The sequence below is a fragment of the Desulfovibrio sp. genome (assembly GCF_019424165.1).
Lineage (GTDB): Bacteria > Desulfobacterota > Desulfovibrionia > Desulfovibrionales > Desulfovibrionaceae > Desulfovibrio.
Genome location: NZ_JAHZAA010000003.1, coordinates 177,238 through 198,069 on the forward strand (window position 1 = coordinate 177,238; position 20,832 = coordinate 198,069).

Annotated in this window: 16 protein-coding genes and 1 pseudogene; 1 reads left to right on the forward strand and 16 read right to left on the reverse strand. The window is 59.9% G+C overall.

Annotated elements, in window-relative coordinates:
- Positions 1-170: 170 nt before the first annotated feature.
- Entirely contained in the window at positions 171-5,099 is a 4,929-nt protein-coding gene (locus tag QZ377_RS02775; protein WP_291439319.1) for an autotransporter outer membrane beta-barrel domain-containing protein, read from the reverse strand.
- Between the two features lie 185 nt (positions 5,100-5,284).
- Here QZ377_RS02775 and QZ377_RS02780 point away from each other — a divergent pair, with 185 nt between their 5' ends.
- Positions 5,285-5,821 (forward strand): phospholipase D-like domain-containing protein, encoded by a 537-nt coding sequence (locus QZ377_RS02780; RefSeq protein ID WP_291439321.1) that lies wholly within the window; start codon positions 5,285-5,287, stop codon positions 5,819-5,821.
- Between the two features lie 170 nt (positions 5,822-5,991).
- Here QZ377_RS02780 and QZ377_RS02785 read toward each other — a convergent pair whose 3' ends face one another.
- The 15 genes and pseudogenes from QZ377_RS02785 to QZ377_RS02855 all read right to left on the reverse strand — a co-directional run.
- Positions 5,992-6,531, reverse strand: a complete 540-nt coding sequence (locus QZ377_RS02785) for an HdeA/HdeB family chaperone (RefSeq protein ID WP_291439323.1) — start codon at positions 6,529-6,531, stop codon at positions 5,992-5,994.
- Positions 6,528-7,274 carry an ABC transporter ATP-binding protein gene (locus QZ377_RS02790; protein ID WP_291439326.1) on the reverse strand — a complete coding sequence of 249 codons (747 nt, stop codon included), beginning with the start codon at positions 7,272-7,274 and terminating at the stop codon, positions 6,528-6,530. Before QZ377_RS02790 ends, QZ377_RS02785 begins: the two co-directional genes overlap by 4 nt.
- Before the next feature lie 20 nt (positions 7,275-7,294).
- Complete coding sequence (locus QZ377_RS02795; RefSeq protein ID WP_291439328.1) at positions 7,295-8,692, reverse strand: FtsX-like permease family protein; 1,398 nt, start codon at positions 8,690-8,692, stop codon at positions 7,295-7,297.
- Between the two features lie 3 nt (positions 8,693-8,695).
- Complete coding sequence (locus QZ377_RS02800; protein WP_291439330.1) at positions 8,696-9,265, reverse strand: DUF2318 domain-containing protein; 570 nt, start codon at positions 9,263-9,265, stop codon at positions 8,696-8,698.
- Between the two features lie 10 nt (positions 9,266-9,275).
- Entirely contained in the window at positions 9,276-9,497 is a 222-nt protein-coding gene (locus QZ377_RS02805; RefSeq protein WP_291439332.1) for a hypothetical protein, read from the reverse strand.
- A 194-nt stretch (positions 9,498-9,691) separates the two neighbouring features.
- Positions 9,692-10,552: an FAD/NAD(P)-binding protein gene (locus tag QZ377_RS02810; protein ID WP_291439355.1), complete on the reverse strand. Its 861-nt coding sequence runs from the start codon at positions 10,550-10,552 to the stop codon at positions 9,692-9,694.
- A 152-nt stretch (positions 10,553-10,704) separates the two neighbouring features.
- The gene (locus tag QZ377_RS02815; protein ID WP_291439334.1) at positions 10,705-11,778 is read right to left on the reverse strand and encodes a 4Fe-4S dicluster domain-containing protein; all 1,074 of its coding nucleotides are present in this window, start codon (positions 11,776-11,778) and stop codon (positions 10,705-10,707) included.
- Positions 11,775-13,223 carry a hydrogenase iron-sulfur subunit gene (locus QZ377_RS02820; protein WP_291439336.1) on the reverse strand — a complete coding sequence of 483 codons (1,449 nt, stop codon included), beginning with the start codon at positions 13,221-13,223 and terminating at the stop codon, positions 11,775-11,777. Before QZ377_RS02820 ends, QZ377_RS02815 begins: the two co-directional genes overlap by 4 nt.
- On the reverse strand, positions 13,211-15,172 hold the full coding sequence (locus tag QZ377_RS02825) for a CoB--CoM heterodisulfide reductase iron-sulfur subunit A family protein (RefSeq protein ID WP_291439338.1): 1,962 nt from the start codon (positions 15,170-15,172) through the stop codon (positions 13,211-13,213). The genes QZ377_RS02820 and QZ377_RS02825 overlap by 13 nt, the downstream gene beginning before the upstream one ends.
- Positions 15,169-16,089: a CoB--CoM heterodisulfide reductase iron-sulfur subunit B family protein gene (locus QZ377_RS02830; protein ID WP_291439340.1), complete on the reverse strand. Its 921-nt coding sequence runs from the start codon at positions 16,087-16,089 to the stop codon at positions 15,169-15,171. The genes QZ377_RS02825 and QZ377_RS02830 overlap by 4 nt, the downstream gene beginning before the upstream one ends.
- On the reverse strand, positions 16,086-16,667 hold the full coding sequence (locus QZ377_RS02835) for a 4Fe-4S dicluster domain-containing protein (protein WP_015939103.1): 582 nt from the start codon (positions 16,665-16,667) through the stop codon (positions 16,086-16,088). The genes QZ377_RS02830 and QZ377_RS02835 overlap by 4 nt, the downstream gene beginning before the upstream one ends.
- 109 nt (positions 16,668-16,776) lie before the next feature.
- Entirely contained in the window at positions 16,777-17,238 is a 462-nt protein-coding gene (gene aroQ, locus QZ377_RS02840) for a type II 3-dehydroquinate dehydratase (RefSeq protein ID WP_291439341.1), read from the reverse strand.
- Between the two features lie 251 nt (positions 17,239-17,489).
- Positions 17,490-18,416, reverse strand: coding sequence for a shikimate dehydrogenase (locus tag QZ377_RS02845; protein ID WP_291439342.1), 927 nt, complete (start codon positions 18,414-18,416; stop codon positions 17,490-17,492).
- Positions 18,417-18,843: 427 nt separating this feature from the next.
- Complete coding sequence (locus QZ377_RS02850; protein ID WP_291439343.1) at positions 18,844-20,433, reverse strand: outer membrane homotrimeric porin; 1,590 nt, start codon at positions 20,431-20,433, stop codon at positions 18,844-18,846.
- 47 nt (positions 20,434-20,480) lie between these two features.
- Positions 20,481-20,832: pseudogene (locus QZ377_RS02855) on the reverse strand (sodium:sulfate symporter); the annotation flags it as partial.

Below are 20,832 nucleotides of genomic sequence, written 5' to 3' on the forward strand. Positions count from 1 at the left end.
TGGGGTTTGCTGTTGGGATGGTATCAAGGTGACACGGCGGCTGTGCGCAGTTGCCGCTCCCGTCTCAAAGGCTTGATGGATGCGGGCAGACGTGGAAAATACAGCGTGCCAGCATGTCTAAATGATATTTGTAGTATTTTTGAAATGTATGTTTTCCGCGTTGTATGGCCTTAAAAACTCAACTCCATACTCAGAAAGACGCCGTGATCCTGGCTCTCGGCCCGCAGGTCTACGGCGTACCCCGCGCGGATACCCAGATCATATCTGTCATGCAGGTTAAAGACGGTGTCCAGCCCCAGGCCCAAGTGGAGTTCATCGCGGCTTTCGGATGCCGATCTGGTGGAAAATGAAGGGCCTGTTCCTGCCAGGGTACTTGTGAGTTCCACATTGTTGTCGGCCCATTCATGCAGCCAGCCGGCCGTTACCGAGGGTGTGACAACGGCATTTTTCGCTGCCTGAAAATCTCTGGCAAGGCGCAGCCCCATATGGGAGCGGAAAGAATCGGCGCGGGCGGCATCGGTGTGCAGGGCAAGGTCTGCTATGCTGCCGCCTTTTGTCTTTTCCTTAAAATCGTCCTGCCACAGATGTGTATAGCGCGCGCCCACATAGGGCGTCAGGCGAGTGTGCTCCACAACATCCAGATCATAGGCCAGCTCCAGCCCCAGCCCCAGCAGATCTTGCTGGTACTTGTTTTCGTAGCGCTGTTCGCTGGATCCAAGGAAAAATTTACGGGTGCCGTAATTCCAGAAATGCCCATAGGCAAGATCAGTTGTGGCCTTAAAGCCCGAAGCGTGATCGAACCTGGCAAACAGGCCAAAATGCGCGCCGTCCACGGCAGAGTGGCTGTCGGTATCATCGTCCTGCATATGGCCGCGGCTGAATCCAGCGTATCCACCAGCTTCCCATCCGGGGGCGAGAGCAAAGGCCAGACCCGCAAGCAGCCCGCCACTGGTGTAGCGGTAGCCGCCATAATCTCCGCTTCCGTCACGGTGCATGAAATTGCCGGTCAGGCCGGAAAAAAAGCGTACACCGCCAAGGTCGCGGTTCAGGCCGCTCAACATCAATGGCTCGGCATCATCGTCATCATGCTCGCTGGCAAGCATGGCTGTACCCAGTTGGCGGGTGGGCAGCAGGGTGTTCCTTGCGGCGTTCAGAGGGGTGTTTTCCATTTGTCTGCGCCTGGCGGTCAGGCCGTCATAGCGTCCCTGAGTGCTCCAGAATGCCAGATCCGGATGGGACTGGGGCGAGAGCGGGGCGGCATCACCTGCAAGGCGGGTCATGTCCGCAATAGATGAGGGATCAGGCCCTGTACTCCGGCTTTTTGCGCCAAAGGCAAGGGCAAGCGCCTGTTCCGCAGTTTTTCTCTGGGCGAGCAGGGCCTGTCTGCCCTGATTGGCGTACATTTCGGGGGTCATGCCGCTGACGTCGGCCGCGTACGTGGCTATTGCCGGGCCACCCCCTGTCTGGGCGATTTCAGGGTGCCGTCCCATATATTCGTTAAGGGCGTGCCACACGCGTTTGCCATTGGCCGAGGCTGCTGTGTAAAATCCTTTGTAAGGTGAGGAATAATAGCCGCTTATGATCCCATCGGCAGATATTTTCAGTTGAGCGTTGTTGTCCGCGTACTGGTACGCCCCGGAATATGCCCCGTCCACCAGTTGCCAGGATCCGGCAATGTCATTGAGGGGCTTGATGGGATTCCAGGTGAGGTACACGGGATTGTTGCTGAATGAGAGGCTGCCGCCGCGGGTGGTAAAAATGGCGTTGCCCGGATTTCTGTTGCCCAGCTCTATGGAGAGCACCGCATCTGGCCCCATAGAAAGTGAACTGCCATTCTCTAGCGTCATCGTGCTTCCCTGTTCCAGGCGCAATACTGTGGATGAACCACTGACGTTGATTGCAACTGGAGCGCCCTGAAGAGAAAAGTCCCGCAGCAGTCTGGTAGTGCCGTTGGTGAGGTTGATGGTATTTACGGCTGTGTTCAGGACATTCTGTCCTCCCCAGGCCAGTACGCCGCTGCCGGTTTTTGTGGCGGTAAACGTGCCGGTGGTGGTGGCGGAGACGGGATCATACAGATAAATGTCGCCATCGCCGCTGAAATTCAGATCGATGTTGCCGATGGCTGTGCCGTTTGTAGCGCCAAAGGTAATGCCGCTGGCCGAAGCGTTCGCACTGTTACCCTGGAATACGGACTGCCTGCCGCTGTCGGCAATAAGGCTGAGGGCAACATCCGTTCCCGCAATTTCCATAAATACGGCTCCGCCTGCGGTGCTGGCCGTATTGCTGATAAAGGAAACATTCTGCAATGATGCAATTGTGCCGTTAAGGTAAAGAGCGCCGCCATAGCCGCGCCCTGCACCTCCTGCTGCGCCGCTTCCCCCGCCGTTATCCTTGCCCCCGTTGCCCCCGCTGCCGCCAAGGGCGCGGTTGCCGATAAAAGTGCTGTCAACAGCCGTAACGTCGCCGCCGCTATAAACAGCTCCACCGAAAGCATCGCCGCCGCTGCCGCCGTTACCGCCGCTGCTGGCCGCGTAGTATTCGCTGCCTTCATTGCCTGCGCCGCCATTGCCGCCTGCGCCGCCCAGGGCGCTGGCATTACTGATGACGGCACTACTCAGGCTTATGCCGTTGGCGGCGCTATAAAGCGCCCCTCCGGAAGCCGCTCCGCCGTTACCGCCTGTGCCGCCAACGCCGGGGCCAGTAAGATAGGGATCTCTATCGGGATTGCCGCCCTTGCCTCCGTTGCCTCCGTTACCGCCGATCGCGCCGGCCTTGTCTATGGCAAGGCCGTTCAGGCTGATGGACTGGACAGCGTACACGGCCCCGCCCGAGGCATTGCCCCCAAGGCCGCCGTTGCCGCCATCCTTGCGTCTGCCGCCCTTGCTTGAGGATTCGCCCGCGCCGCCCTGGGCAAAAATATTGCTGAAGCTGGCCGGGGCCGTGCCGTTCATCGCGCCGCCACTATAGACAGCGCCGCCAAAGGCGTTGCCGCCCGTACCGCCCACGTTCTGCTTGCCATTGCTATGGGCCTGCCCGCCATTGCCGCCCACAGCCCGGCTGTTTGTTACTGTGAGCGTACCGGTAAAATGCAGGTCAGCGGAAAAAATACTGCCGCCCCACGCCGCACCACCAGTGCCGCCAATGGAACCGCCCTGATCGCTCTCATTGGCAAAGCCACCATCGCCGCCCAAAGCAAGACTGTTATCAAAAACCGTCTGTGCGCCAAGTGTCAGAAGACCTCCGGCGTACAGGGAACCGCCCTGTGCAGCGCCGCCCGCACCGCCATTGCTGTTGGATCCGGAGCTGCTGCTGCCGGGCGCATACGCTCCATCACCGCCTTGCCCGCCAGTGGCCTTGTTGCCGCTGAAGTTCAGGACGCCGCTGGTGCTCATGGTCCCTGACGCATAAAGGCCGCCGCCGCTGGCTGCGCCACCGGTACCGCCGTCTCCGGCCACCTGTGAGCTGCCGTTATCGGGACCGGCCGCGCCGCTTTCCGCACCATTGCCGCCCCGGCCGCCTACAGCCTGGTTGCCCGCAATGAGGCCGCCAGCCGCAGTAAGCGTACCTGCGTAGGCGCCGCCGCCAAGGGCTGCTCCGCCCGCGCCGCCACTGCCGCCCTGACCGCCGTTGCCTGTGCCTGAAGCCGCGCCGCCACTGCCGCCGTTACCACCGTTGCCTCCTCTGGCTTGATTGCTGCTGAGAGTTGTGAGGCCAAGGTCAAGGTTGCCCGTTGCGTACAGTGCCCCACCGCTGGCTTCACCGCCACCGCCGCCACTGCCGCCTCTGGCGCCATTGCTGTTTACGCTGGGGTCAAACGCTGGTTCGCCGCCTCCCCCATTGCCTCCGCTGCCTCCAAGGGCCAGGCTGTTGGTGAACATACCGCCCAGGCTGAGCGCCGCGCCATAAATGGCCCCACCTTGTGCGTTGCCGCCGTTGCCGCCTGCCCCGCTGAATGTGGTGCTGTTGGAGCCTGCTGCTGAGCCGCCATTGCCGCCAGCACCCCCTATGGCTGCGGTGGCGTCAAAAAAAAGAACGCCGCTGCCGCTTACACTGCTGCCGCTGTAAACACCGCCGCCCGCAGCAGCGCCGCCATTGCCGCCAGCAACGCCAGCAGTTGTGGTATCACCCGAAATCACGAACAGAACATGCCCGGCATTGCCGCCCGCGCCGCCAAGGGCGCGGCTGCGGAAAACAGATGTTTCAGCATCAAGAACAAGTCCGCCGCCAGCGTAAATGCTGCCGCCTTGCGCGGAACCACCGGTACCAGAAACTGGTACGGTGCTCTTGGTTCCTCCATCAACTCCAGTTCCAGCATTGCCGCCGATGGCCGTATTTTCTGAAAAAACAACGGCAGTGCCATTGATGGCCGTCTGCCCGACGGAGTACAGTGCGCCACCCTGCGCGTTGCCGCCGTTACCGCCGCCTGCGCCATATTGGAGTGAACTGGAGACGTGGCCGGGATTTATATTTCCGTTTAGTCCACCATCGCCGCCATTACCGGCCGCAGCAGCGTTACCTTTAATGACTCCGCCGCCGGTAATAGTGATGCTTGCATCAGTACCAAGCGCGCCGCCCCGTGCATTGCCACCCTGACCGCCTTTACCGCCGGAAGCGCCATTGCCGGAACCTGTGGCGTTGCCGCCCGTACCACCTTGCCCGCCTGCGCCTCCCTGTGTCGTGTTATTTTCCAGCACGACATGGTTTCCTGCGCTGATGGAACCGCTGGTATAGCCAATGCCGCCATAAGCGTTGCCGCCCGTGCCGCCTGTGCCGCCTTTTCTTCCGTTGTCTGCCGTTACGTCGCCCTGGCCGCCCGTACCGCCCATGCCGCCAATGGCATGGTTGTCGCCAAAGGTTCCCGTGTTCAGGTCAATATTGTCTGTACCCCAGGCGGTACCCGGAACAGACTGACCGGAAATTCCCGGCTGGGCGTTGCCAAGGGGGCCAGGCGCACCATCGGCCCCCTGTCTGGTGGTTTCAGAAACTGGGGCAAGAGCGGTTGCTCCCCATATGGCAGGGGCAGTGCAATGCAGTGCGATTATTATAAATAAGATCTTTATACAGCCTGCATCAAGTAGGTGTATCGTGCGGTGGAACATGGCGCTACCCCCAGCTTCCAGCGTTTTTCAGTAGTTCTACTGTGATGGGAAGTGCTGTAAACTTTACTGGTGGACACGCGGAAAATGCCAATCAGTTGTGATTATGTGTCACATAATTCTTTTTGATTTTTTCTCCATTTCTTCCATGCTAAAAAAGGCATGCATATTTGCATCATGGAGGTCTCATGAAGCTGAAAACATCAATACTGCCGTTTTTTGCCCTTGTTCTGGCGCTGGCGCTGGCGCTTGCAGCAGGCCCGGTCCAGGCCGCGCAGGCAGAGGCCACGGCGTACTTTGCCCCGAACGGAGGCATCCGGGAAGCGGTCATCGACCATATTAACAGGGCTGAAAAATCCATTCATATCCTGTCCTACTATTTTTCAGAGCCTGGCATAGCCAAGGCCCTGGCCAGGGCTGCCAAGCGCGGCGTACAGGTGGAGGCCGTGCTTGACGCCAAAGGCGGCAACAAGGACAAAAATCCCTATCTGGCCGGACAGCTCAAGGATGCCGGAGCGGCCGTATATATGGATAGTGATCACAAGACCATGCACAATAAAGTTATGATATATGACGGAAAAACAGTGCAGACAGGCAGTTACAACCTGCGCAAGGGCGTGGACAGGAAAAATGCGGAAAATGTGCTGTTCATCACCTCGGAAGACGTGGCCGCGCAGTATCTGAAAGATTTTCAGATGCACAAGGCCCATTCGCATCCGTACTGATAGCGCGGCATGTGCTGGACTGTGCGCTTTGCCGCTGTGCCGGTTGTGGTGTGCAGGTGCGGCATGAAGCTGCGACGGTTCGCCGCCGGGTGATACTTGGCGGCACAAAACAGAAACAGTCCGTTTTCCCGAGAGAAAGCGGACTGTTGATGTTTCCGGCGTGCCGGAGGCTACTTGGCGTTTTTTGCCAGTACGTCCAGCATCAGAGCATCGGGCTGCTTGGCGCAGGCGTCCAGAAATGCCTTGAGGGTGTCGTCATTTTCCAGAATGGAAGCCTGGGTTTTGTTTTTGCCCCTGTTGTATCCATCCAGCCAGATGACAAAGCCGCTACCGTTGTCAGGGTCATTATTGTAGTCCTTGCAGGTGGTTTTATCCGCCTGCCAGGTTCCCTTTTCTGGTGTGGGCTGGGCCTTGCGGACCTTGGTCCATACGTCGGCCACATTGTCCGTGGGCTTGGCCTGGCAATAGGCGTACACTTCCGTAAGGATGGGAGCCAGAATTTCAGGGTGAGCCACGGTATCGCCCAGTCCGGCGCTGGCGTAGCCATCAACCTGCAACGCCTCAAAAATGGGCGGCTGGCCGCCGTCCGTCATGGGAATGGTCACAAGCTCGGCACAGATGAAAGAATCAGGGGCGATTTTTTCGTTATCGGCCTGGGCCGCCAGGGGCAGGCCAAGCAGCAGGCAACAGAAAACAAGAACTTTCTTCATGAAAACTCCCTTGGTGAAAGACTAGTTCTTCCATTACCTACAGGGGCGCGTCTGTCAACTGCCAATGCCGTTGCGGGGGTTTGCCCCATATTTCCTTCCAGCATGTGCACGCTGCGGCCGGCCAGCGCGGCATAGTCCGGGTTATGGGTGACCATAACGATGGTCAGGCCCTCGCTGTTCAGCTCCTGCAAAAGCTGCATGATGGCATCGCCGGTAGCCATGTCCAGGCTGCCGGTAGGCTCGTCGGCAAAAAGTACACGCGGCGCGGCGGCAAGGCCGCGGGCAATGGCCACACGCTGCTGCTCGCCGCCGGAAAGGGATGAAGGCAGGCTGTCTTTTTTGTGCTCCAGCCCCACCCGCTCAAGGCAGGCGGCGGCCCTGTCGCGCAATTCTTCCGGTATGCCTCGAAAACTGTTGGCCCCGGGCAGCAATACGTTTTCCAGCACCGTAAGATAAGGCATAAGGTGATGTGCCTGAAAAATCATGGCAAAGGCGCTGTTGCGCAAATGGTCGCGCTGCTTTTCGCTCATGGCTCGCAGGTCGGTTCCTTCAAAAAGCACCTGCCCGCTGTCAGGTTCGGTCAGGGTGGAAAGCACGTTGAGCAGGGTAGATTTGCCCGAACCTGAACGGCCTGTGACTGCCACAAATTCTCCCTGCTCAATACGCAGGTTCACGCCGCATAGCACCGGCGCAGACACGCCGCCTGCGCTATATGATTTGACTATATCAATTGCTTCAAGCATGTGCTCATCCTCTTGTGCTGCTACAGCGAAGTAAGAGCCGCCGCCGGATTGGCGCGGGCGGCCTTGCAGGCGGGAAAGGCCGCGGCAAGCACCGCCAGGGCTCCGGCAAGCAGGCCGTAGCCGAACATGACGGTCAGGGAAAAGGCCGGGTAGGCGGCAGCTTCAATCTGCATGGCAGCCAGAACCTTGCCCCCTGCCAGGTATCCGGCTGTATAGCCGAAGGTTCCTGCCAGAAAACCAATGACGAGAGCTTCAGCGGCAAAAATAAAAAAGACCGCCTGGCGCGAAAAGCCCACAGCGCGCAGCAGGCCGATTTCTTTGCGCCGCTCGTTGACGGACACCAGCATGGACATGACCACCATCACACAGGCGGAAAAAAGAATGACCACTGTGACCACGAGGGCCATGTTCTGCGCAAAGGAGATGGAGTACATGCGCTGGGCCACCACCTGTCGCAGGGCGCGGATGTCCTGCCCAGGCAGGGCGGCTTCCAGTTCGCTCACGATGTCTTCAATGGGGCAGCCGGAGCAGAGCGCGGCCACCTCGATAAAGCTGGCGGCATCGGGCGCATTGAAAAGCTGCTGCGCCATGCCGATGGGCGCAAAAAGCACGTTGTCATCGTCGCTGCCTGTGGGCTGAAGCACCCCTTCAACCAGAAAAGGCTCACCGTTAAGCAGAGCGGTCTGCCCCGGTGCAAGGCTCAGGCGTTGGGCAAGAGATGCCCCGGCCAGAAGGCGGTGTTCATCGGAAAATGTTTCGCCTGCTGCTGCGGGGGGCGGACTGCCCGCGACGTGTCCTCCGTGGGCAGATACGCCATGCCCTTCAGGCGGGATGCCCGCTGTTGCGGCTGTGGCGTCCGCAGGTTTTGCGCCTGCGGTATTTGCGGAAGTTGGGGCGGCGTGGCGGGCGTGTTCTTCCTCCATGCGGCGCATGAGCGGATCCGGGGCGTGCATGCTTTCAATGCCGGGGATAGCCCCCTGTACGCGCCAGAACTGCTTGAGATCAAGCTCGCTGGAAAAGTCCACGCCCACAAGTGGCACAAGGGTGGCGGGGGCTTCGGCGTGTGCGGCAAATGAGGCCAGCCCGGCGAGTTTTGGGGCTACTACGGATATCCTGTCCTTGAGAGGAATGCCCGCGACGGCATGCAGTGTTCCTGCCAGGGGGATGTGGCCGCTGTCTACCAGCGCGTTGCCCAGCGGGATGCCGCCATAGGATATCTGAAGACTTTCACGCTTGGGGGTGATGGCTATATTGGCCCCGAAGGCGCTGAGTTTTTTTTCAAAGCCTTCGGCCACGGAAGAAGAAACATTGTTGAGTGCCGTAATGGCAGCCACGCCAAGAAGAAAAACCGAGAGCAGAGCGGCGGAGCGTCCCCACTTCTGCCGCAGGCAGCGCAGGGGGATGGTGATGATGTTCATAGGCTACAGGCCCCTGAAAAATCTGACGCCGTCCCGAAGCTCCCCTGCCGGGATAACAACGGCATCCTCCGAAACCGTAAAGTTTACAGGATGGGGGTTGCAGCCGCCCTTGCGCATGCCTATGCGCTCGGTGGGAAAGACCATGCCGCATTTTTGGCAGACCATGGTGTCGCCTGCCTGTTTATAGCCCTTGCCCGCCTGCCAGCAGGCGTCACAGGCGTCCAGGGCCAGCCGCACCCTGCCTGCGGAATCACGCAGGCTAAAGAAAATAATGTCGGTTCCGTCTATGTTGACTTTGTAAAAAGACGCTTTTTCACTGACTTGGGTGAGGGGCAGGCTTACGGCTTCGTCCTTTATTTCCAGCGTGGTTTCACGGCTGAAAAGACTGCCAAAGGGACCGGCCTTGGCAGGAGCCGCCACAAGCGCACAGGCGGCGGCAAGCAGGCAGATGCCCAGGGCGAGATAAAAGGTCTGCAACGGGCTGCGGGTGGGCAGCGCGGCAGCTCTGGCGGCTGTTCGCCCGGCATGGCGGGCGCGTGCGGGCGTGAATCTTTTTGAATGGTGCTGAAACATGTATCCTCCATTATCCGCGCGGAGCGGTTACATACTTTTTTAGTATGATAACATGTTTCAGTAAAAGTTGCCAGTCATTTTCGTTCCCGCTGATATTTATAGGGTTTTTAGAACTATGAATTGGAATGGATGCTTGCGTGTGGATGGTGAGGGGGTAAAGGGCCTGGGCTTCGAAAAGGGCTTTTTCCGCCTTGCGGGCGCGAGTGCTGTTCTTTATTTTGGTAGGTTGCATGAACAGGCGCCCGTTGTGTAACCGCCCCGCCTTGCCGCCTGCCTGTGCACCTGCCAGAAACTGTCCGGCAGAAATTTTTGCTGGAGAGAGCGCGAAAGAGGCCCCTTTTTAGAAAAAGGGGCCTCTTTCACAAACGAAGGTCTGGCAATGCAACGACCGGGGGCAATGCCCCCGGTCGCCGGGTATGCTTTTGGTTACAGCTCCGGCGGCAGTTCCTGAAGTTCTTTCCAGGTAAACACCGGGCCGTCCACACAGACGTAGCGCCCACCGATATTGCAGCGCCCGCAGATGCCGATGCCGCACTTCATGCGCTTTTCCAGTGTGGTCACGATGTTTTCCGGGGCGAAGTTCAGTTTTTCCAGCGCCTGCACGGTAAACTTGATCATGATGGGCGGCCCGCAGAGCACGGCCACGCAGTTTTTGGGGTCGGGGTTCAGTTCGGTGAGCACGTTGGGGATGAGGCCCACCTTGTGTTCCCAGCCTTCAAAGGGCGCGTCGATGCAGAGCGTGCAGTCCAGGTCGTCGCGGCGCAGCCATTCTTCGGCTTCATAGCTGAAGGCCATGTCGCGCGGGGTGCGCGCGCCGTAGAGCAGGCTCACCTTGCCGTAGTCTTTCCTGTTTTCCAGCACATGCAGCATGATGGTGCGTATGGGCGCCATGCCGATGCCGCCGCCCACAAAGAAGACGTCCTTGCCCTTCCAGTCGTTGTAGGGAAAGAAGTTACCCAGCGGCGCACGCACACCGACCTTGTCGCCGGGCGACAGGCGGTGGATGGCTGCGGTCACTTCGCCGGCCTGCATGACCGAGAATTGCAGGTAGTCTTTCTGTGACGGCGGCGAGTTGATAACAAAGGTGGCTTCGCCCGCGCCGAAAACAGAGAGCTGTCCCACCTGCCCCGGTTCGTGAACGAAGTTTTTCATGGTTTCGGTATCGTCCAGCACCACGCGCAGGGTGCGGATATTGCCGGTTTCCTGAATAACTTCGGCCACGGTGGCGGTCATAGGCAGATAGGGGTTGCCAGTGGGTTGCGGGCGGGCCGTTATTTCACGCAGCATGCCGCCTTTGGCCGGAGCCTTGGGCGCGGCTTTGGCCGCGGTTGCAGCCGGGGCGTTTTGTTCGGTCCGGACTTCAGCGGTCTTGGGCGCGGCGGCCGCCTTGGAGCCGCCCTTGGCCTGAGCGGTATTTTTTTTGGTTGCCATGTCTGCTCCTACTCGGCTTTGTCTTGCTTGGCTTCCAGCGCTGCCAGCACAATGGCGCGGATGTCCAGACAGACGGGGCAGTTGCTGATGCACCGGCCACAGCCGCTGCAAGAGAACGAACCCCAGTTTTCAGGATAGGTGGAGTACTTGTGCGAAACACGGTTGCGCATGCGCAGGGCCTTGGTGGTGCGGGGGTTATGCCCGCTGGCCTCGCGCGTGAACAGGGATGACATGCAGTTGTCCCAACTGCGCAGGCGGCGTCCGCCTTTTTCGCTCAGCCCTTCGCCTTCGTCCGTGATATTGAAGCAATAGCAGGTGGGGCAGAAGTAGGTGCAGGCGCCGCAGGACAGGCAGCGGTCGGTCTGGGTTTGCCAGAACTCCACATCCGTGAACATGGCCGCCAGCTTTTGCGGGGCCTCTTTGATGTTGGGGGCAGGCACAAGGCTGGCCCAGGCCGCCTTGCGTACTTCCTCCACCTTGGCAAAGCGGTCGCCGCCGTCTTCAAGCGAAGAGGCGGAAAGCAACGCTTCGCCTTTGGGCGTGATGGCCTGGAGCACATAGCCGCCCTCGATTTCGGTCATGAGAATGTCCGAACCTTCGGGCGAGGTGGGACCGCCGCCAACCCAGTGGCAGAAGCAGGTATTGCAGCCCGAATTGCAGGTAAGGCTGATGACCGTGAGGGCATCACGCCTGGCTCTGTAATAGGGGTCGGCAAAGGGGCCTTTAAGGTAGGGCCGGTCAAGGATGGCGTAACCGCGCGCATCGCAGGGGCGGGTGGCAAACACCACGGTGGCTTCGGCCTGCGGCGTGTCGTCCACCTGGATGGAGACGCGGGCCGGATTTTCCGGGTCTTTGCTTTTTTTGTAGCTGACCAGGGTCTCACATTGGGGCAGCACGGCTTCCTTGGCGGGCACGGTGGCTTTTGCAAGGGTAAAGGGCTTGCCTTCTTCCCAGGCTTCAAAGACTACGGAGCGTTTGGCCGCGGGCTTTTCCACGGGGACAAGCACGCGGTTGCCCTGTTGCGAGAGAAAGGCCAGAAAGGCAGGCAGGCCGTCGGGGGTTACAAAGCGGGTCATGCTCATTTCCAGTCCCTCTCATGGATGTTCTTTTCTTCCACTTCATAGCCCAGAAGCGGCGGCACGGCCTCGGCATTGAGGCCCGCCTTGTAGCCGTCAAAGAGCTGGCCCACAGCACGGCCGATCTGCTGGCGCAGGGCCAGAATGGGAATGCCCACGGGGCAGGCCCGCTGGCATTCGCCGCAGCCCGTGCAGCGCCCGGCAAGGTGCATGGCGTGTATGGTCTGGAAGAACAGTTTTTCCTTCACGCTGTCTTCCTGCGTCATCCAGTGCGGGTCGCGGCTGTCTGAAACGCAGAAGTCGCGGCAGACGCACATGGGGCAGGCATTGCGGCAGGCGTAGCAGCGCAGGCAGCGCTCCATCTGGCCGCGCCAGAAGGCCATGCGCTCTTCAAGCGTCATGGCGTCGAGCAGGGCCAGTTCGGGCGGGGTGTGGGGGCCGGCTTCCACCTTTGCAGGCGTACCAAGGCGTGTATCCGCAAGAACGGCCGAGGGAGTGGTACAGCCGTAGCACTTGCCCTGGGCGTAGTCGGTCATGCAGAAGCGGTGGGACTTGCCGTCGGCCGTAATGGTAACACCGGCCTCGTCATATTCCACCTTGTCGATACTGGTGTAACGCCCAAGCTCCTGGGTAACGCGGGCCATATCCAGCGTACCCTCGCAGGGCATGGCGAAAATGGTCACGTCTTCGCGGCGGATAAGCTTTTCCTGCAGCAGTTCCACCACAGAGCGCGAGTCACAGCCCTTGACCACAATGCCCACTTTTTTGCCCTTGAACGAGGGCAGGTAGACGGCCGGGTTGTTGACGTTGAGCGGACCCCACACGAGCTTGTCCACATCTTCGGGGGTTTTCATGAAAATGGGTACGGTATGGGCGGCATCGTAGCCTTCGCCCCAGCCGATGACAAAATCCAGCTCGGGCAGTTTGGCCTTGATGGCGTCCTTGAGTTCGCCAAGGGCCGCCTTTTGTCCTGTACCCAGAGGCCGCAGGGAGGTAAGCGCCATGTCGGCGATCTTGAGCAGCGGCTCGGGATCTTCCAGGCGGGGCGCGGGGCCGAGCTTGTGGATGCGGTCGGTAAAGACCGTGACCACCTGCTGCCAGCGCTGGCCTTCAGAAGCCGAAACCCAGGTGTATTCAAAACGGCGGTCGTCAATGCCGAGCACGGGCAGAAACTGCTTGAGCACTTCAAGACGGCGGCGGGCATAGAAGTTGCCTGCCGCATAGTGGCAGTCGCGCGGGTGGCAGCCGGAAACCAGCACGCCGTCCGCCCCGTTAAGCAGGGCCTTGACGATAAACAGCGGGTCTATGCGGCCCGAGCAGGGCACGCGGATGATACGCAGATCCGTGGGCTGGGTGGCGCGGGCCACACCGGCTGTGTCGGCGCCGCCATAGGAGCACCAGTTGCAGAGAAAACCCACAATCCGCAATTCTTTGCCTTCTAAAGCTGGCATAGCGCGTTAACCTCCGCAAGAATCTGGTTGTCTGTGGCGTGTGAAAGCTGGATGGCCCCCTGGGGGCAGGTGGCCGTGCAGAGGCCGCAGCCCTGGCACACGGTTTCAATAACCTGGGCCTTGCCCTCGCCCCGGACTTCCACTTCCTTGATGGCTCCGAAGGGGCAGCACTGGATGCACTTGCCGCAGTTGACGCAGCGGCGCATGTCCACCTGGGCGATCTGCGGGTCACTTTCCAGCATATCCTTGGCAAAGAGGGCCAGCACCTTGGCGGCCGCTGCCGAACCCTGGGCCACGGAAGCGGGAATATCCTTGGTTCCCTGGCACACGCCCGCCAGATACACACCGGCGGTATTGGTTTCCACAGGCTTGAGCTTGACATGGCTTTCCATAAAGAAGCCGTAGCTGTCATAAGAGATGCGCAGCTTTTCAGCCAACTGGGGCGCACCCTTGCTGGCCTCGATACCCACAGCCAGAACCACGAGGTCGGCCTTGATTTCAATGGCCTGGCCCATGAGCGTATCCACGCCCATAACCACGAGCTGGCCCTGGCCGTCGGGGTAGATCTGCGAGACGCGCCCGCGGATGTACTCCGTACCGTATTCTTCCATGGTGCGGCGGGTAAACTCGTCGTACATCTTGCCTGCGGCGCGAATGTCCATATAGAAGACGTACGACTGGGAATCGGGGATGTGGTCCTTGGTCAGGATGGCCTGCTTGGCCGTATACATGCAGCAGAAGCCGGAGCAGTAGGGCCGCCCGATGGATTTGTCACGCGAGCCGACGCACTGCACAAAAACGATGTTTTTGGGTTCCTTGCCGTCCGAGGGGCGCTTGATATGCCCGGCCGTGGGACCGGAGGCATTGAGCAGCCGCTCGTACTGCAAGGACGTGATAACGTCGGGGTACGCGCCGCCGCCGTATTCCTGATATATGGTCCAGTCCATGAGGTCATACCCGGTGGCGGCCACGATGCTGCCCACCTCTTCGGTGATGATCTCGTCTTCCATATCATACTTGATGGCCCCGGTGGGGCATATCTTGGCGCATACACCGCATTTGCCCTTGATAAACTGGCGGCAGTGCGCGGCGTTGATGACGGCCTTTTTGGGAATGGCCTGCGGAAAGGCAATGGTGATGGCCGTGGTATTGCTGATATCTTCGTTAAAGGCGTCAGGCGTTTTTTTGCTGGGGCATTTTTCTGTGCAGGCGCCGCAGCCGGTGCAGAGGTTCCAGTCCACATAGGTGGAGCGTTTACGGATTTTTACCGTAAAGTTGCCCACATAGCCCGAGATGTCTTCCACCTCGGAATAGGCGTACAGCGTGATGTTGGAGTGCTGGGCCACGTCGACCATCTTGGGGCCGAGGATGCAGGCAGAGCAGTCCACCGTGGGAAAGGTCTTGTCCAGCTTGGCCATTTTGCCGCCGATGGTGGCATCACGTTCCACAAGCACCACGGGTACGCCGCCGTCGGCGCAGTCAAGGGCGGCCTGAATGCCCGCCACGCCGCCGCCGATGACCAGCACGCGCTTGTTGACGTCAAAGCTTTTGGCAAGCAACGGCTTGTTGTTGCGCAGTTTTTCAACCGCCAGCAAAACCAGTTCGGCGGATTTGTTGGTATTGGCTTCCTTGTCGCGGCCAATCCACGAGACATGCTCGCGAATATTAGCCATTTCGAGCATGTAGCGGTTGAGTCCCGCGCGTTCCACCGTGCGGCGGAAGGTCGGCTCGTGCATGCGGGGCGAACAGGAAGCCACCACAACACCGTCAAGCTTGTGTTCGTGAATGGCAGCCTCAATAGCGGCCTGGCCGGGCTCGGCACAGGTGTACATGGGGTCGTCGGCATACACTACGTCAGGATAGGTACGGGCAATCTCAGCCACCTTGGCGCAGTCAACGGTGCCGCCGATATTGCTGCCGCAATGGCAGACGAAAACGCCTATTCTCATGACCTGCCTCCTTCAGCGGCCTTGTCTGCGGCGGCGGAATTGCGCCGGAGTTCGTCCAGCTTGCGGATGAGGCCGTCAGGGCTGACGCGCAGTTTGTTAAGCCCCAGCTCCTTGTGGTCAAGGCCAAAGGCTATGCCCATCATCTGGGTGAAATAGAGCACCGGCAGGCGGAAGGTCGTACCCATCTCTTTGGATGCCTGCTCCTGGCGCAGGTCAAGGTTCATCTGGCAGAGCGGGCAGGCCACGATGACGGCATCCACGTCAAGCTGGGTGGCAAGGTCGAGAATGCGCCCGGAGTTGCGGGCTGTCATCACGCGTTCGGGAATACCGAACGACGCGCCACAGCAGGCGGTCTTGAGGGGAAAGTCCACCATTTCAGCGCCACAGGCGGCGAGCATGCTTTCCATAAGTGTGGGATTTTCCGGATCGCCGAAGTTCATGATTTCTGCCGGGCGGCTCATGAGACAGCCGTAATAGGCGGCCAGCCTGAGGCCCTTGAGGCTTTTGCGCACCCGGGCGGCGATGGTTTCCATATCATAGGCTTCGGCAATGCCCTGCATGACCGAGGTCACGGGCGGGAAGGCCCTGGCCGAGGGGCCGTCGAGCAGTTCGTCCACACGTTCACGAAACGTGGGATCTTCCATACGCTTGGCGGCCAGCTTGAGGTTGGAAAGGCAGCTCGGGCAGGGTGTGAGCAGCAGTTCGGCCTGCTGCTGGGCGGCGATGTCGAGGTTGCGCACGCACAGGGCCGCGGACAGCTCGGTATCCACGGCATGGGCCGGGGTGGAACCACAGCAGTTCCAGTCCGGAATGTCCACAAGGTTCATGTCCAGGGCCTTGCACACGGCCTGGGTGGACATTTCATAGTCCTTGGAAGAGCCTCGGGCCGAGCAGCCGGGGTAGTAGGCAAAATTCATGGGCGTACCCCCTCGCGCTTGGCGCGTTCTTTATAACGCTGGAAAATGCGCGAAACCGGGGCTGCTCCCTGGGGCAGCACGTGGGGCTTGAGGCCCAGCTTGCCTTTTTTGAGAGCTTCCGGGGCGAGGTCCACGTCAGTGAACACGCGCATGGAGCGCATCATATACAGGGCCATGGTGCCGATTTCATAGGTGCGGCCAAATGCCCGCACCGTATCAAGGAAGGAAAACCAGAACTTTTCCACCTTGGGTACGGTCACGCGACCTTCCTTGCGGGCCATGTGGCGTAATGTTTCCATTATGCCCGCAACGTCAATGTTGTTGGGACAGCGCAGACTACAGGTGGAACAGGAAAGGCACATCCAGATAGAGCGCGAATTCAGCACTTCATCCCTGAGGCCAAGCTGTACGGCGCGCATGATCTGGCTGACCTGCCGGTCATAGACTAAGCCTGCCGGGCAGCCGGCTGTACAGTTGCCGCACTGGTAGCAGGTTGAAACATTTTGGCCGCTTAGCGCCTCCACTTCCGCCGTAAAGGCGGCGTCGCGCATCCGGCTCAGATTGATGGCGTCGTTCATGTGAACTCTCTGGTTAGAGGCTGTTGGGGGGAACCCTGGACAAGTCAAGAATGTCTCAGGGAGTAACGCAGAACACCGCAAAAAGCTAGTTCCAGGGCAGTGGAACCTTTCAGATGAGCACCTTTCCGGCTGTGCAGGCCACCGCCGCATCAAGCGCGGCACGCAGCCCGAGAAGATAGCTCGACGGCCCGAAGCCGCAGATGCTGCCTGTGCAGACGGACGACAGCACGGAATGGTGCCTGAAATTTTCTCGCGCATGCACGTTGGACATGTGCACCTCAACCACGGGAATTTCCAGTATGGCGAGGGCATCGGCAATGGCATGGCTGTAATGCGTCCAGGCTCCTGCATTGATGACGACGGCCTGTACGTCCTCATCCGCGGCCTTGTGGATGCGCTCCACCATGACGCCTTCGTGATTGGTCTGAAAACTTTCCACCGCAGCGCCAAGCTCCCTGCCCAGATCCGCCAGGGCTTCATCTATCTGGGCCAGGGTGGCGTTGCCGTAGTGGGCGGGATCCCGCCTGCCGAACATGTTCAGGTTGACCCCGTGCAGGACCAGTATGCGCATATGAACCTCGTTTGTGTCCGCAGGAAGTTCAGGCGGACAGTTGTTGCAACGGCTGCCGGAGTTTTGCCTCGCAGCGACGGCATGTGGCGCCGGCTGCCGCAGGAGCTTTTGTGCGACACGCGACGTGTCAGGCCGCAGTGCGTTCTGCCTTTGCCTGGCTGTGCGCAGGCGAACCGCTGTGTACCGGCGCAATCAATATCGTAGCGCATGCCTTGGACTGTTGAGAATATTCATTCTCAAGGTGTCATGGCCTAGCCTGCTGCCAGTGCAGCCTCCAGCGCGCATCGCGCCTCCCGGGGCAGGGGCTGGCCCGTCCACAGGCGGAACTGGGCATTTCCCTGGCCGAAAAACATGTCCAGCCCCGTAAGGCAACGCCTGCCCGCACGGGCGGCCTCCTGCAAAAAGCGTGTTTCCAACGGGTTATATACAATGTCATAGGCAATGGCCGTTGCCCCGGCAGCATGCGGCCCCAGGTTTTTGCCCGCGGCCTCAAAGGAGTAGGGGCTTTCGCCTTCGGCTTTGCCCCGCATGCCCAGGGGCGTGGTATTGATGACCAGAAGTGCCGGAACATCATGGCGGCGGTTCCAGTCCAGGGGGTTCAGGCCGAACTCTTCGGCCAGGGGCAGGTGCGAGCGGTCGGAGGGCGTTGCCACATAAATGTTTTCGGGCCTGTTGCCAGGCTCAAGGGCAGTCAGACCGGCCGCCACGGCGCGGGCCGCGCCGCCTGCGCCCAGAACAAGCACGTTTGCGCCGCCAAGCGCTTCCTGCTCCAGCGGGGCCATAAAACCCGCAACATCAGTATTGTCGCCGCAAAGCAGGCCGTCATGCCAGTAGATAGTGTTGACTGCGCCCACACGCCGGGCCAGAGGGCTGACTTCATCCAGCAGGGGCAGCAGGGCAATCTTGTGGGGAATGGTAACGGAACAGCCGCGGATATGCAGCAGGCGCACACTGTCTACAAAGGCGGGCAGCCGCTGCGGCGGCACTTCCCACCGCAGATAAAGCCCGGGCAGGCCGAGAATCTTGAAGCCGGTATTGTGCAGCAGGGGCGAAAGGCTCTGTGTCAGCGGCCAGCCCACAACACCGTACAGAAGCGTGTCTGCCCCGTCCCGGCCGATGTCCGGGGCGGGAGCGTGCGGTGCGGCGGGAATGCTGGCTTCTGTTGTTGCGGCACTCATTGTCCGGCTCTCCGTTCCTGCGGTTTCCGTATTGCCTGTTTGCGGGAGGCGCGGCAGACGGTATTTTTACGGATAAAAATATGGCGTAGCATAGCGCATGACAGAGCCAAGAGCAATGCTGATGTGCAGCCGCCGCACGGGCTGTATGTCGCGCCGCATGCCCCGTACAGCATGCGAAGGTTGATTTTGACAGCACATGAGCCCCCTGTGCCGGGGAAAAGTTTTCATGGCTTTCAGTAATGGAATGTATATGTAATTGCGTAGGGCATTTATTATGGGATATTTTTATTCCGTGAACGTTGTAACAGAGCACGTGCATGAGCGGAAAAGAAGTTGCCGGTCTGCAGAACTGACACGGGCCGCCCGTGCATGCGCCGGGCGGCCCGTGTCAGTTCTGGGTGATGATCCACTGCTTCTGGCGGTTAGCCTAGAAGGAGTAGACGACCGTGAGAGACGCCTTCCAGGCATCGGCAACGTTGAGGCTGTCGCCGGAAGTATTCTGGTACCGGCCCCACACGTCCTTGTCGAGCCAAAGGTGTATGTAGCCCAAATTGGCAAAGAAGTTTAGATTTTCCGATGCCTTGAACGTACTGTCCAGATTGATTTCCATGCCTTTGTCTTCGGTGGTCAGATAGGTGCCGAAGGAGTTGAAATCCGTATTGTTGCGGTAGATCTGACGGCCGGAACCGTCCTCTGCCTTGCGGCCGGTGATGTATTTTGCCATTTCTGGACTATTGGTTCCGCCGAAGTAGTTCAGGCGCAGGGTATGGCGCAGGTTTTCAAGAAAGCTCAGGTCCTTGACGCGCGCGCCGACACCCCATGTGCCGCTCGGGTTGGTGCCGAGCACGCCCTTGGCTCCGCCCATGGACGGATTGCCCCTGTAGCCGAAAGTGGAAAGGGAGTTGTGCAGGTTGTTGGTGGTGGCAATATAGGGCAGGCGTTCCGAACCGTTATGGGGGTTATCGTCATCGCCGCTGAAATACCAGCCGTAGATGCCGGGCAGGCCCCAGTCCGTGGCGTATTCCATAACAAGCATGCCGTACCAGCCCTGACGGTTGAGGTATTCATGCTGCCGCTTGACCCCGCCGTAAACAACGTCGGCGCGCACGCGGAAGGGGTCAAGGGCGGTCCAGTCTCCGGTGATGCCGCCCCAGTAAAGGGTGCTGTACTCGTCATCCCAGATGGATGCGCCGGTGCGCCTTGTGCTGAATGCGGCCGGGTACAGGCCGTCGCGCAATTGCAGGCCGTCAATGCCCTGGGTGCTTGCCATGGGATTGTTGAGGGTGAATTTTTTGCTGCCGCCGGGCATGCCCGTAACAGTGGCGGGCATGAGGCTGTTGGGACCCATGCCCCCGGCCATGGCCCAGGGCGTGAACTTCAGGCCGTCAAGGGTGACCGGCACGGTAAGGGCAACAAGGTCGAAGTTGTCAATAAAGTTTGCCGGTCGGCTGGCGTCGCCCTGCCAGTTGTCGTTAAGCAGGCGCATCCATGCAGCGCTTGCCGTCACCTTGGGGCTGAAGGTCCATGCGGCGCTGAGCGCGGCGAGGTCGTCGTGCAGCACCGGGCTGTCCATGGCGAAACCGGGCAGCTTCATGCCTTGCAGGCCCATGCGCAGCTTGAGGCCGGAGCCGGGGACGCGCCAGTCAAGATAGGACTGCTTGAGCTTGACCATGTTGCCGCCGTCAGCCCCGAGAGCGCCGCCCTGGGCGGCCATGCCCCAGCGCTGCTCGCCGATTTCAAAAAATACCGTGCCGGAAAGATTTTCAGACGCCACAGCGTGCAATTGCAGGTGCAGGCGCTGGATGGCCTCGAAATTGTCTCTTTTTTGGTGTACGGCAGCCCACTGCTGCCCGATTTCGCGCTGTCCCTGCCGGTTTTTGCCCATAAAGCTGCCGCCCTGGATGTAGTCAAAGGCATATTGCCAACTGCCTCTGACCTTGAACTCCACAGCCTGCCCCGGAGCGGCCGCGCCCATCAGTATTGTGGCGGCCAGCAGAAAACCTGTCAGTTTTTTCATCGAAAGAATCCCCATGTGTCTGTTGGCGGAATGTGTCGTTTCGTCGTCTAGCCGACCATGCGCCAGTAGGGCATGGCGATGACGGCCACAAAAACGCCTGTCAGGATCATGCGCAGGGCCATGACCACAAGCATGTCCTTGAACCGGATGTAGCCGCTGCTGTAAAAATAGAGGTACAGCGCGTACTCATAGGGGAAGAGCAGGTTGTCCAGACCGTACTGGAAGGAAAAATAGAGCAGCCGGGGGTCAATGCCCATCTGTACGCCAAGCTCGGTAATGGGCGCCGAAAGGGTAGAGGTGGCCGCCAGGGGCGTAAGCAGAAAGTTCATGACCACGCCCACCACATACGAGCAGATGGTGGCAAGGGCCGTTCCGGTTTCGCTGAACAGGGGCAGAACA

What these genes read in the sequence shown, in the direction of transcription:
- QZ377_RS02845 (WP_291439342.1), bottom strand. Translation starts at nt 18,416, where the DNA reads ATGAGTGCCGCAACAACAGAAGCCAGCATTCCCGCCGCACCGCACGCT.
- QZ377_RS02815 (WP_291439334.1), bottom strand. Translation starts at nt 11,778, where the DNA reads ATGAGCATGACCCGCTTTGTAACCCCCGACGGCCTGCCTGCCTTTCTG.
- QZ377_RS02785 (WP_291439323.1), bottom strand. Translation starts at nt 6,531, where the DNA reads ATGAAGAAAGTTCTTGTTTTCTGTTGCCTGCTGCTTGGCCTGCCCCTG.
- QZ377_RS02835 (WP_015939103.1), bottom strand. Translation starts at nt 16,667, where the DNA reads ATGAACGACGCCATCAATCTGAGCCGGATGCGCGACGCCGCCTTTACG.
- QZ377_RS02795 (WP_291439328.1), bottom strand. Translation starts at nt 8,692, where the DNA reads ATGAACATCATCACCATCCCCCTGCGCTGCCTGCGGCAGAAGTGGGGA.
- QZ377_RS02780 (WP_291439321.1), top strand. Translation starts at nt 5,285, where the DNA reads ATGAAGCTGAAAACATCAATACTGCCGTTTTTTGCCCTTGTTCTGGCG.
- QZ377_RS02790 (WP_291439326.1), bottom strand. Translation starts at nt 7,274, where the DNA reads ATGCTTGAAGCAATTGATATAGTCAAATCATATAGCGCAGGCGGCGTG.
- QZ377_RS02825 (WP_291439338.1), bottom strand. Translation starts at nt 15,172, where the DNA reads ATGAGAATAGGCGTTTTCGTCTGCCATTGCGGCAGCAATATCGGCGGC.
- QZ377_RS02820 (WP_291439336.1), bottom strand. Translation starts at nt 13,223, where the DNA reads ATGCCAGCTTTAGAAGGCAAAGAATTGCGGATTGTGGGTTTTCTCTGC.
- QZ377_RS02850 (WP_291439343.1), bottom strand. Translation starts at nt 20,433, where the DNA reads ATGAAAAAACTGACAGGTTTTCTGCTGGCCGCCACAATACTGATGGGC.
- QZ377_RS02830 (WP_291439340.1), bottom strand. Translation starts at nt 16,089, where the DNA reads ATGAATTTTGCCTACTACCCCGGCTGCTCGGCCCGAGGCTCTTCCAAG.
- QZ377_RS02800 (WP_291439330.1), bottom strand. Translation starts at nt 9,265, where the DNA reads ATGTTTCAGCACCATTCAAAAAGATTCACGCCCGCACGCGCCCGCCAT.
- QZ377_RS02805 (WP_291439332.1), bottom strand. Translation starts at nt 9,497, where the DNA reads ATGCAACCTACCAAAATAAAGAACAGCACTCGCGCCCGCAAGGCGGAA.
- QZ377_RS02810 (WP_291439355.1), bottom strand. Translation starts at nt 10,552, where the DNA reads ATGCTGCGTGAAATAACGGCCCGCCCGCAACCCACTGGCAACCCCTAT.
- aroQ (WP_291439341.1), bottom strand. Translation starts at nt 17,238, where the DNA reads ATGCGCATACTGGTCCTGCACGGGGTCAACCTGAACATGTTCGGCAGG.
- QZ377_RS02775 (WP_291439319.1), bottom strand. Translation starts at nt 5,099, where the DNA reads ATGTTCCACCGCACGATACACCTACTTGATGCAGGCTGTATAAAGATC.